Annotated in this window: 13 protein-coding genes; 4 read left to right on the top strand and 9 right to left on the bottom strand. The window is 33.7% G+C overall.

The window, feature by feature from the left end; translation table 11 throughout:
* Positions 1-162: 162 nt before the first annotated feature.
* Positions 163-501: a hypothetical protein gene (locus tag ACQKCJ_RS24325; RefSeq protein ID WP_271338084.1), complete on the bottom strand. Its 339-nt coding sequence runs from the start codon at positions 499-501 to the stop codon at positions 163-165.
* Positions 502-727: 226 nt separating this feature from the next.
* Between ACQKCJ_RS24325 and ACQKCJ_RS24320 the strand changes: the two genes are divergently transcribed.
* Positions 728-3,937, top strand: a complete 3,210-nt coding sequence (locus ACQKCJ_RS24320) for a PAS domain S-box protein (protein ID WP_427403113.1) — start codon at positions 728-730, stop codon at positions 3,935-3,937.
* Between the two features lie 5 nt (positions 3,938-3,942).
* Here the strand turns inward: ACQKCJ_RS24320 and ACQKCJ_RS24315 are convergent, their stop codons facing one another.
* Positions 3,943-4,374, bottom strand: coding sequence for a response regulator (locus ACQKCJ_RS24315; protein ID WP_271338087.1), 432 nt, complete (start codon positions 4,372-4,374; stop codon positions 3,943-3,945).
* Between the two features lie 253 nt (positions 4,375-4,627).
* Between ACQKCJ_RS24315 and ACQKCJ_RS24310 the strand changes: the two genes are divergently transcribed.
* Positions 4,628-5,128 (top strand): pyridoxamine 5'-phosphate oxidase family protein, encoded by a 501-nt coding sequence (locus tag ACQKCJ_RS24310; RefSeq protein WP_271338089.1) that lies wholly within the window; start codon positions 4,628-4,630, stop codon positions 5,126-5,128.
* 571 nt (positions 5,129-5,699) lie between these two features.
* On the opposite strand, the gene ACQKCJ_RS24305 is transcribed toward ACQKCJ_RS24310, so the two are convergent.
* The 3 genes from ACQKCJ_RS24305 to ACQKCJ_RS24295 all read right to left on the bottom strand — a co-directional run bounded on the left by ACQKCJ_RS24305 (position 5,700) and on the right by ACQKCJ_RS24295 (position 7,790).
* The gene (locus tag ACQKCJ_RS24305; protein ID WP_427403112.1) at positions 5,700-6,413 is read right to left on the bottom strand and encodes a DUF72 domain-containing protein; all 714 of its coding nucleotides are present in this window, start codon (positions 6,411-6,413) and stop codon (positions 5,700-5,702) included.
* Entirely contained in the window at positions 6,410-7,141 is a 732-nt protein-coding gene (locus ACQKCJ_RS24300) for a DNA-formamidopyrimidine glycosylase family protein (protein ID WP_427403111.1), read from the bottom strand. Before ACQKCJ_RS24300 ends, ACQKCJ_RS24305 begins: the two co-directional genes overlap by 4 nt.
* A gap of 76 nt (positions 7,142-7,217) precedes the next feature.
* Positions 7,218-7,790, bottom strand: coding sequence for a ferritin-like domain-containing protein (locus ACQKCJ_RS24295; protein WP_271338095.1), 573 nt, complete (start codon positions 7,788-7,790; stop codon positions 7,218-7,220).
* A 189-nt stretch (positions 7,791-7,979) separates the two neighbouring features.
* On the opposite strand from ACQKCJ_RS24295, the gene ACQKCJ_RS24290 reads away from it, so the two are divergent.
* Both ACQKCJ_RS24290 and ACQKCJ_RS24285 read left to right on the top strand, forming a co-directional pair.
* Positions 7,980-8,291, top strand: coding sequence for a hypothetical protein (locus ACQKCJ_RS24290; protein WP_271338097.1), 312 nt, complete (start codon positions 7,980-7,982; stop codon positions 8,289-8,291).
* A 178-nt stretch (positions 8,292-8,469) separates the two neighbouring features.
* Positions 8,470-8,970 carry a hypothetical protein gene (locus ACQKCJ_RS24285; protein ID WP_427403110.1) on the top strand — a complete coding sequence of 167 codons (501 nt, stop codon included), beginning with the start codon at positions 8,470-8,472 and terminating at the stop codon, positions 8,968-8,970.
* A 112-nt stretch (positions 8,971-9,082) separates the two neighbouring features.
* Here ACQKCJ_RS24285 and ACQKCJ_RS24280 read toward each other — a convergent pair whose 3' ends face one another.
* The 4 genes from ACQKCJ_RS24280 to ACQKCJ_RS24265 all read right to left on the bottom strand — a co-directional run bounded on the left by ACQKCJ_RS24280 (position 9,083) and on the right by ACQKCJ_RS24265 (position 11,597).
* The gene (locus ACQKCJ_RS24280; protein WP_271338101.1) at positions 9,083-9,730 is read right to left on the bottom strand and encodes a DUF5661 family protein; all 648 of its coding nucleotides are present in this window, start codon (positions 9,728-9,730) and stop codon (positions 9,083-9,085) included.
* A 77-nt stretch (positions 9,731-9,807) separates the two neighbouring features.
* Positions 9,808-9,969 carry a DUF1328 family protein gene (locus ACQKCJ_RS24275; RefSeq protein ID WP_271338103.1) on the bottom strand — a complete coding sequence of 54 codons (162 nt, stop codon included), beginning with the start codon at positions 9,967-9,969 and terminating at the stop codon, positions 9,808-9,810.
* 110 nt (positions 9,970-10,079) lie between these two features.
* Positions 10,080-11,165: a DNA topoisomerase IB gene (locus tag ACQKCJ_RS24270; protein ID WP_271338104.1), complete on the bottom strand. Its 1,086-nt coding sequence runs from the start codon at positions 11,163-11,165 to the stop codon at positions 10,080-10,082.
* A 192-nt stretch (positions 11,166-11,357) separates the two neighbouring features.
* On the bottom strand, positions 11,358-11,597 hold the full coding sequence (locus ACQKCJ_RS24265; RefSeq protein ID WP_271338107.1) for a DUF7218 family protein: 240 nt from the start codon (positions 11,595-11,597) through the stop codon (positions 11,358-11,360).
* Positions 11,598-11,887 lie beyond the last annotated feature (290 nt).

Here is an 11,887-nt window from a genome sequence, read left to right as displayed (position 1 = left end):
TGGACACCCTTGCATTCAGCTAACACTTCCCACTGTAAAGGCGTGTTCGGGACTTACACCCTAGAGTTATCGCCCATGCTGGGCACACAACAAAAGCAGCTGCTCCAGATAAATCTGAAACAACTGCTCCCCAGCAAAATAAAAAATACTCTCTATTTTATTTTATGTAAGTTCATTGATATCCGCATTCTTAGCATAATTTGCCTTTGGGATATCTTTAAAAAATTCAGCTTCTTCCAGATCAGCAGTTGGACCATATCCTATTAAATGTGTTCCTTTTATCTGATCCTTTGTTTCGATTATATACAAAATAGACATATCATCAGGGTCACTCATTCCTTCGTAACGGTGATGTGCTACAATAAAAATCTCATTTGGTGCATATGCATATTTTGTCTCCGAATCTAGTAAGGTACCATCTGTAAATAAAAAATTAGAAGTATAACCTTCGTCCTGGTACTTTTTTATATAGTCAGTTTCGTGTTTTTGCTCTTTTTTCATGATTCGATTGAGTTTAAGATTTTTTCAAATCTGTTGTTAAATCAAATTTCATCATTCAATTCAAATTAAATTAACTCAATTGATTTAAAAATTAGCTCATTCAAAAAATCAAAATCAAATCAATAAATATTTTACTAATTTTAACAATTATCTAAATACAATATTTGCAAACAATGTTATTTATTAAGTTTACTATATTGTGTTCACCAAAACGAAACAACTTTTAATGAGTACTTTAAATCACAATTTCCTTACTAACGGAGGCGAAATGGGCGCATTAATGCGTGCAAAAGACTGGACAAAATCTCCAATTGGCGCTATTGATTCATGGCCGCAAAGTTTGCGTACTACTTTAGGAATTCTTTTAAACTCAAAATTTCCAATGTTTTTGTTTTGGGGACCGGAACAAATTTGTTTTTATAATGATGCTTATCGCCCAAGTCTGGGAAATGACGGAAAACATCCTGCAATACTGGGACAAAAAGGAGCTGAGTTCTGGCCGGAAATCTGGGATTTTATTAAACCATTAATCGATCAGGTTCTTACTTTGGGTGAAGCCACATGGCATGAAGACCAATATTTGCCTATATACAGAAACGGGAAAATGGAAGATGTTTACTGGACTTTTAGCTATAGTCCCGTAAATAATGATGATGGAAAAGTAGATGGAGTTCTGGTTATTTGCAATGAAACAACTGATAAGGTAAAAATCCTTAAAAATTTAGAAGATAACAACGAACGCTATCGCAATAATATTCTTCAGACTCCTAATGCGATGTGCATTTTTAGGGGCAACGATTATGTTGTTGAAATTGCGAACGAATTAATGCTTGAAATTTGGGAACGAAAGATAGAAGAAGTAATCAATCAGCCCATTTTTAAAGCATTGCCCGAGGTTACAGGTCAAGGACTTGAGGATGTTTTACTAAACGTATATACTACAGGAGAACGATTTACAGCATACGAATTACCCGTTAAGTTAACCCGAAAAGGTAAAATCGAAAATACTTTTATCAATGTCGTTTATGAAGCATTAAAAGAACCGGACGGAACCATTTCCGGCATTGTTGCAATAGCCAATGATGTTACTATACAGGTTATTGCCAGAACAGCGGTTGAGGAAAGTGAAAAACGTTTCAGGAATACTGTAAAACAGCTTCCGCTTGGAATAGCGATTCTTAAAGGTCCCGATCTGATGGTTGAAATGGCTAATAGTACTTATCTTCAGATCATTGATAAAACTGAAGACTATGTTTTAAACAAACCCATATTTCAATCAGTTCCTGAAGCAAAAGAGACTGTTTATCCGTTACTCTCTAAGGTTTATCAGGAAGGCATTCCCTATTATTCGGATGAATTAGAAGTTACTCTAAATCGTTACGGCAAACAGGAAGTTTGTTACTTTAATTTAGTTTTTCATCCTTTAAGAGAAGAAAACAACAATATTGAAGGAGTTATTATTGTGGCTCACGAAGTTACTGAAGCTGTAAAAGCAAAGCATCTTTTAACTGAAAGTGAAAAAGCTTTTAGAAATTTAGTAATGGATTCTCCTATTGCAATGGCAATTTTTAGAGGGAAAGATCACATTATCGAGATGGCCAACAATACCATGATGAAGACCATCTGGCAAAGAAAGAAAAAGGAAACTATAGGTAAGCCCATTCTGGAAGTTTTCCCGGAATTATCAGAACAAAAATACCCGGAACTCCTCGATCAGGTTGTTTTGAATAAAAAAATTATTCGCGAAAACGAAGCAATTGCATACATAGACATAAAAGGAGAACTTAAAAAGTTTTATCTTGATTATCAATACACTCCATTATTAGAAAAAGAAGGGAAAGCCTCAGGAGTGATGGTAACTGTAACTGATATAACATCAAAAGTAGAAGCCCGAAAAAAGGTAGAAGTTGCCGAGGAACGTGCCAGATTAGCTGTTGAAATTGCCGAAATTGCAACTTGGGATTTAAATATTGTAACTCAGGATTTAATTTACTCAGAAAATCTCGCAACTATTTTTGGACATGATAAAGTATCTAAAATAACCCGCGCACAGATTAAAGCTCAGGTTCATCCTGATGATCAGATTATTCTTGAAAACGCCTATAATTTAGCACTGAAAACAAGTATTTACAAATACGAATCACGCGTTATAAAACCGGATAATTCTATTTGCTGGATAAAAGCACATGGGAAGATATTTTTTGACGAGAACAAAAAACCCGTAAAAATGCTGGGGACTATTATAGATATCACGGATGAAAAAAACAATCAGGAGACATTGATAAAAAGTGAGGAAAAATTCAGACTCCTCGCCGACTCTATGCCACAGCATATCTGGACAAGTGATTCGTTGGGGAATCTAAATTATTTTAATCAATCTGTTTATACCTATTCCGGAATTCCTGTTGACGAAATTGTAAAAAAAGGCTGGCTTCAGATTGTACATCCTGAAGATCGGGAAGCAAATGTAAATGCCTGGATAGAGGCTATAAAAACAGGAAATGATTTTTTATTAGAACATCGTTTTCTTCGTCATGATGGCGAATACAGATGGCAGTTAAGCCGTGCAATTGCTCAAAAAGATAACACAGGAAAAATTCAGATGTGGGTAGGTACAAGTACTGACATTCAGGATCAAAAGAATTTTACAAACCAGCTTGAGAAACAAGTTTCTGAACGCACGGAACAGTTAGAAATTAAAAACAGGGATTTAATCAATATGAATATTGAACTGCAGTCTTTTGCCTATATTTCGAGTCATGATTTGCAGGAACCACTCCGAAAAATTCAAACCTTCGCAAGCCGATTATCAGATTTAGATGAGCAGAATATTTCGGCGAAAGCCAAAACTTACCTCAGCCGAATTGAAGTTGCAGCAAAAAGGATGCAGACTCTAATTCAGGACCTTTTAGAATATTCGAGAACAAACTCCGCCGAAAGAGTCTTTGTAAAAGTGAATCTTGATGATATTGCCGAAGAAATAATAAGTGATTTCTCAGAACGTATTGAAGAAAAAAATGCTCAGGTTATTTTTAATCCATTAGGAGAAGCTACAATTATTCCGTTTCAATTCAGACAATTGCTTCATAATTTAATTGGAAATGCCCTTAAGTTTTCTAAAAAAGGCATATCTCCAATCATAGAAATTAAAGCTAACAGAATTAAAGGTAATAAGATAAAACAACTTGTCGATTTCCCTGATAAAATGTATTATCATCTTAAGATTTCGGACAACGGAATTGGTTTTGACGCCGAATACAAGGAACGTATTTTTGAAGTATTCAAACGTTTAAACACTGATACTGAGTTTGCAGGCACAGGAATAGGCCTGGCTATTGTAAAAAAGATTGTAGAAAACCATAAAGGAATTATCACAGCAAGTGGCGAAAAGAATAAAGGCGCCACTTTTGATATTTACATTCCTGAATTACAGTAGGTTTATTATAACTTATAAACGAAGTCTTTATCTGTTGGATTAAATTTTTTCCAATCGATCTCTAAGGCGTGATTAATAGACTTTATAATATCTTTCATCAAAACGGGCTTTGTAATGAAGTAATTAGCGCCTAAAATGCGACATCTTTCTATTATACTTGGTTCATTTGAAGTCGAGAAGATAATAACCGGAATATCATTTTTTATTTCAGAATTTCTAAGCTCAGTCAAAACATCGAATCCGTTTTTTCCTGGCATATTCAAATCTAAAAAAACTACATGCGGCGTAGGTGGCGGATTATAAATAGCATCTAATAATTTTTCTCCCCCACTATATGTTTGAAGTGTAATTTTTTTTGGCAATGACTCTACTGCATCTGTAAAAATGCTCAAATCATCTTCATCATCATCAGTATAAAATATAGTAAAATCAGTCATGTGTTATTTGTAAATTGGGTGTTTTCTCCCTCAAAGATAACCAAATTTATAGAAAAATCAATTGCTTTTAGAGTAACAAATAAAAATTTAGTAATTGAAATCTCATAATTTTTAAATCTAATTGTGTAAGCTCAAAAGCTGCAAAAATCTGAATTTTGTTAGTATGTAGTGTTAAACAAAAATCACACACATATTACTCATAAAATGAGCGTATTAACAAATTAATCAGTTATAAATTATAAAAAATAAAGTCATGGGAGATCATAAAGACCTTACAAACGAATTTGCTGTAGATAAAATAAAAAATCTTGCAGAAAACATAAAAACGTGTATGTTTTGTACATATAATGAATACAGACTGCAATCACGCCCAATGTCAGTCCAGAAAATTGACGATTTAGGTCAGCTCTGGTTCTTATCTGACAGAAATAGCAACGTAAATGCAGAGATAAGCCTTAACCCGCAAGTCGAACTGTTTTTCTCTGAGCCACACGATAAATTCCTGACACTGCATGGGAGCGCAAGTATATCATATGATAGGGAAACAATTAAAGAATTGTACGATCCAATTGTAAAAGTTTGGATGCCCGAAGGCGAAGATGATCCCAACTTAAGTGTTATTAAGGTAGTTCCGGAAGATGGTTATTACTGGAACAATAAAAACGGAAAAATGGTCGCCATAGCAAAAATGGCAACTGCTTTTGTAACCGGAAAAACCATGGACGACGGGATTGAAGGCACTTTGAAATTGTAGTATTTAAAAAGTAAAAAAAAGATCGGTAGTTTCTAAAATAGAAACTACCGATCTTTTTTTTGTGTTTTTTTGTCATCTCGACCAAGGAGAGATCACACTAGATTGGAAGCATTTTTTGTCGAATATTGGATGCGATTTCTCCTTCGTCGAAATGTCACAGATTGGGTTTTCATGATCGCAATCAAGAAAAAAATGCATTCGATTAGAAGCATTTTTGTCGAATATTGGATGTGATTTCTCCTTCGTCGAAAGGACACAGATTGCGTTTTTTTGTCATCTCGATAGAGGAGAGATCACACTAGATTGAAGCATTTTTGTCGAATATTGGATGCGATTTCTCCTGCATCGAAATGACAGAGATTGCGTTTTTTGTCGAATATTAGATGCGATTTCTCCTTTGTAGAAATGACCAAGATTGTGTTTTTTTTATCGTATTGACAGAAGTGAGAATTGCACCTGATTAAAATACTATACTTCGAATGCTAAATACGATTCTCTTGTTCATAAATTGATAAATTCTGATCGAATACCATAGTATTTTACAGTTAAATTTTTCAAATACTCAAAAACATCATTCCAACATATGTTTTAGTTCTAAAGCATTCAGGACCCCTGCCTCACTTGCAGTATTATTAAAATACACAAATGCTGATTTTAAATGTATTACTTCCTTTATATAAAGCAACTCTTTAGGCAGATAACTGGAGTAAAACATTTTGGGTTTTCCATGTAATCTAATAAAAATTAGCGGAAAATCTTTAAAAATAGTGCTCGGTAATTGCGGATGACTGACGCTGCAGAACGTAATATTATTTTCTCGAAATGCATTCCAAACTTCTTCATTCCACCAACTTTCATGACGAAATTCGATCACGTTTTGAAAGTTTAAATCTAAATTAGAGATGATTTGATGGAGCTTTTCGGTGCTAAATTGGTAACTGGGAGGAAATTGGAATAAAATACAGCCTAATTTCTCTTTCAGACCTGTTTTGCATACATTATAGAACTCATTTATACGGTCCTGACAATCAGAAAATTTCTTAATATGCGTAATTTCTTTTGGTGCTTTTACGGAAAAAATGAAATTTTCGGGTGTTTTTTTGTACCAGTTTTCAAATATTCTAACTGTTGGAAACTTATAAAAGCTTCCGTTGAACTCATACGTGCTAAAGTACTGGCAATAAAACTCAAACCATCTAGAAGATGACAAGTTGTCAGGATAGAAAATCCCTCTCCAAAAGCGATTATTGAAACTTGAGCAGCCTATTAAAACCTGATTTTTCATACGTGTAGTTTTTGACAGTTGGTACAAAAGAAACTTCTGCGATTTCTCTTCCCTGTGTGTTTCCTGTGAATGGGAAGATTGCATCGCAAGCAAACACTTTTGGTGTAAGCGAGCCAATGTTTTTTTAATTCATAGTTTTTCTTCCAATCCAGAAATTCAAAACTATAAATCGAACATTCGTTGATAATATTTTTTAAATCTTTAGACGGGATTTTTCCAATCAAAGATTCGGGGTGAATTTTACATCGGTACAAAACTTCATTTTTAATAATGTTCCCTACTCCCGAAAAAATATTCTGATCCAGGATTGCATCACAAATCATTTCGTCCGGAATTTTATCTAAACTTTTTTTTGCTTTTTTGGGATTCCATTTTTCATTCATTACATCTTCGCTCCAATTGTAATAAAGATTAATATCGCCTTCGAGAATTTTAACTGAGCATGTATAAAAATTCAATTCTCCGTTAGAAAAAATCATACTCAATCTTGGCTTGGTTTCTTTGCGTTCGTTTATTCGATATGTTCCAAACATGAGCAAATGAATCTTAACGGTGAAATCATCAAAACAAATTAAAAAATGTTTTCCCCATGTTTTAAAATCAAGAATTGTTTTGTCTTTGAGACGTTCAATGTCAATAGAACTATTTCCATCAACTTCGATTATTTTTTGTCCCGCGAATTGCTGTACTTCTTCTTTTAGAATTATTATAGACGGACCTTCTGGCATAATATCAATTTTAAATTTATAAACTAAAAAAAGTGCAACCTGGCGGTCGCACTTTTCAGGATATTTATGTTGTGAATTAATCTGCTTCTGCAGCTTCAAGATTTACGGCATTTACAGCCACTTCTGTAAGTTTTTTATCAGCTCCTTTTTCTTCGTCAAGTGTTTGTTCTAAGATTGTGGCAGCTTCAGGCAAACCAAGAGTTTCTGCAAATTGTCTTAAAGTTCCGTATGTAGCAATTTCGTAATGTTCTATTTTTTGTGCTGCCGCGATAATACCTGCATCACGCACAACTCCAATTTCTGTTTCTTCAATAATGCCTTTCCCTTCTTCGATTAAGCCGGCCATCGCATCGCATTTTTTTGCCGAAGCTTTTTTACCAATTAGCGCAAAAACCTTCTCTAATCTTGTTACATGTTCTTCGGTTTCGATCAAATGATTGTTTAAAGCGTCTATTAGCTCTTCTGACGTTGCGTTTTTGGTCATGAGAGGTATTGCCTTGGTCAAAGCCTTTTCGGCCCAGTAAATGTCTTTTAATCCATCTTCAAATAATTCTGTCAGTCCTGACGCTGCATCTGACTTTGCTTTTGTAGCTCCTTTTTTTACTTCTGGTTTAGAAGCTGTCTCTTTTTTGCTATCTGTACTTTTCATGGTAATAATTTTTGTTAATTAATATTTGATAAAATTACCATCTTGATTATCAGGCCGGTTATACTATTATAAGTTAAAATTTCATTCTAAGCACCTGTATATTATACAATTAGATTTTAGAATTCTGTAAGACATTTTTTTGCTTTGAGAGATAGATTTGTAGTATCAATATTAAAAAAACATATTACAATGAAAACATATACAGACTATACCTATCAGGAAGCTGAACTTTACTTTCAACAAAAATATCAAAGGGGACATTTAGATGTTGATACGGCTATTTTAATTGATAATGCGATTGACAATCTTCTTAAGAAAGACAATATTGCAAGAAATGAAAATATCCCAAATGAAGAACAGGCAGTAAATGAGGACGACTACATCAACAATAATCAGGACGAAGAATTTGAAATTATTGATGTTGACAATCTGGATGACGAAGAACATATCGAAGACGAAGATCATTTTGATGATGATGATTTAGAAAGAAACGATAACTAATGTTTCTGAACATACTAAACACAAAAGACTGTTATTTACATATCGGTCTTTTTTTTGTTGTAAACTTAAATAAAATATAACCATCTGTTAATTATACAATTACATCACATAATTTTATAATACAATCGGTGGGTTTCGTTATAGATTTGTAATATAAAAATATTAAAACACAGAAATCATGAATACTACAGATCAAAAAAACAGCATGATTAAAGGAAATAGAGATCCTAGAAATCAGAATCCAGATACGACAGATAAAAATACACTTATGAACGAAGAAATGTATAATATCGATGAAATGAAAGAAGGCGATGATAGTAACAAAGAAATCGCTGAACGTGGTTATACCGTTAGAAATGGTCATAATCCCGATAAACCAAATCCAGATGAACTTGATGACGAAGAAGACCTGAACGATGACTTTCATGACGAAGATGATCTAAAGCATGATAGCGATGATTTATACAAAGAAAAACTGGATCAGAACGGCAACAATGTCGATGATGTAAATGACGAACTTGATAATCCGTCTGAGGCATCTCTGGAAAGAGAAGAGGAAGACTTAAATGAAACCGAAGATGATCTGGACGATATCGATGACGACGAGGATGAAGAAGAGGATGAATACATCGAAGATGATGTTCAGGAAGAAGATGTAGAATATCCGAGGAAGTTTTAATTTTTTTTCAAAAAATTAAAAAGGAACAAAGGTTCAAAGTCGCAAAGGTTCAAAGTTTCTATACTTTGTCTTTTGCTGCTTTGAACCTTTGTGATTTTGAACCTAAAAAAAACTAATCCCCAATAATTTCAAGAACCGGGATATCGTCCATTTTTTCCAGGCGTTCTGCCAGTCCTGCCCTTGCCTCTTTTAGTTCTTCTTCGGCTTTAATTAGTTCTTCCAGTAGTTTATCTTTTCCTGTTGTGACTTTATCGATTTTACGCATGATTTCATAAATTTCACCTTCTGCCTCCATTACTTTCAGTCTTTTGTAGTACGTCAGACTTTCGGTCATATGCGCCAATGCTATCATTGCTGTTAAAAACGGATGATTATTGGTTACATTAACATCCTTAATTTTTCCGTGTTCGAGTTCTACTTTCAACGCAAAAGCAAATTCTTCCATATTAAAAGCGTGGTATTTGCTTTTTGGATTTAAATAAGCCTTAATCGACTCAACATTGTTCATGGTAGACAAATCAACATCTGTTTCTTTTTGATCGCTTAAATCGTTAAAAACGACATTTCCTATCGCCCTTGCTTCGGCAATTGTAGGGTCATTGTCAGGATTTTCGAAATCACGTGTCGACCAATCCCAATTTTCAGGATGTACAGGTTTTATATATTTCTCGCAAAAATCTGTTACATCGTTTTTTAAACTCACCATTTCACTGTCTCTTTTTATGTAGACATCCTGATAAGCACCACTTTTAGTTCCCATAATATTTATTTTTTAAATGCAAACGACACATTTACCGAGATATATGTGTCGTTTTTTAATTGTTATTTATTTGCTGACTAAATTCTTTTTCTTCCGCTAATTAGTGATATAATAAATAAGACTAAAAATATGAAGAATAAAACTTTGGCAATACTTGCGGCTCCTGCAGCAATTCCTCCAAAACCAAATATTCCGGCGATGATCGCAAGAATAATAAAAATGACTGTATAACGTAACATAAGCTTGTGTTTTTTAGTTGATAATGATTTTGTTTGTTACTCAAATTTCATACTTTTTAAAGAGATGTATTAACTCTAAACATTATTTTTTTAGTGCTATCAAACCTGATTTACAATAAATTGATCTGATAGTTCTGAATAAGTTCTGAAAACGCAATTTCGCTATGCGAAAAATGTTCCTTCGTGCTTCGGCATTTTTTTGCCCGATCAAAATATTGCTGGATCGAACCATCTTCGTAGGTCGAAACCAATAACGGATGAACATAGTAATTCTTGCATACATTTCTGGTATTTCCCAAGGCTTTGGCCGTTGTATCAAAGGCAGATAAAATATTTTTTTTAATTTCTTTTTCGTCTGTTGTAGTTCCTATCTCCATCAAAGTTTCAAAAAACACAATCGATGCTGCCCAGGTTCTAAAATCTTTGGCGCTGAAATATTCTCCTGAGATTTCATGCAAATATTCGTTGACCATATGGCTGTCGAGCACTTTTCTTTCGCCGTTTTTATCATAATACTTAAAAACTTCCCAACCCGGAATTTCCTCGCAGCGACTAACTAATTTTACTAATTTTTTATTTCGGGTCGTAATTGTATGCTGTACCCCTTTTTTTCCTGTAAATTCAAACCGAAGCGTATTTTTATTGATATTGATATGGCGTTTTCGCAAAGTCGACAATCCGTATGATTTATTGTCTTTGGCATATTTCTCGTTTCCAATTCTAATGTGTGTTTCCTCCATCAATCGAATCACAAGAGCAACCACTTTCTCTTTAGACCATTCTTTCTTTTCAAGATCTTCATCGACTTGTTTTCGAATCAAAGGCAACTTAGTTCCAAATTCGGCTATTTTATAAAATTTGGTCTGATTGCGGATCAAATTCCATTTAGGATGATATCTGTATTGTTTTCGATTTTTCACATCTAAACCCACTGCTTGCAAATGTCCGTTTGGCAAATCCGAAATCTGAACATTTACCCAAGCCGGCGGAAGCACCAAACTGCTAAAGCGTTTCAGTTCGCTTTTTTGTTTAATACACCGTCCATTCTTTTTATAAACAAATCCATCATCGCATTTGCATCGTTCTATAGGCAACTTTTGATTGTTTACATAAACTAAATCTAATTTATCAATTACCAAATGCGGTGTTTTGATCAATTGATTCATTAGTTTTTCGGTTTTTGCAGCTGCATTCATGATCGTTTTGTTTGTTTATTGTGGCATTTATATTTTTAAACTCTATTTTACTAATGTTGGTTTCGATTATTCAAACATCTTTAAATACATAAAACCATATCTTTTGTTTGCTTAAAAAAAAGTCGTTTCACTTATCTAAAAAACGCATAGTGCTTGATGTAAAAAAAATGTTTTTTTTTTTGTAAACCTTCTTTAGTTATTTTGCAACGAATGAATCAGATTCTTTTTGCTCATATACGAGCGTCCTGCGATTCCAACTTTTTTGGCTTGTTCGTATAATTCAGCTTTTGTCCATTCGTCATATGGTTTTGCTCTTCCGCCCTTTTCGCCAGAATCTGGCGTATTGGCAATTCGGGCTGCTTTTTCTTTACTATACCCAATTTCTAAAAGTGCTTGATATTGTTTTTCGTTTTTAATTCTTGCATCTGGCATGACTGAAAAATTTTGAGGTTAATAACTTAGAAATTTGTTATATCAAAATTCCTCAAAAACCATAAATTAGTCGTTATACAATTCTGCGATATATTTTCATAATTAACTCTATACGAGAAGATTTGCAGAGATAAAGTTTTATTAGATTTTTTTGAAGCTATTTCCCGCTGTCCTTCCAATCTTTTTCTTGCTAAAGACAGAGCAACATCTTATGGGATAGTATGCAAGGTGCAATGGCTATTTTTACGGTCAATTTAAAAAGAATACTGAAATTGATATAAAGAAATTAC

It is taken from the genome of Flavobacterium sp. NPDC079362, from assembly GCF_050267765.1.
In the GTDB taxonomy this organism is placed as follows: domain Bacteria; phylum Bacteroidota; class Bacteroidia; order Flavobacteriales; family Flavobacteriaceae; genus Flavobacterium; species Flavobacterium azizsancarii.
Note: the sequence above shows the minus strand (reverse complement) of the source record. Positions and strands in the feature narration are given on the sequence as shown.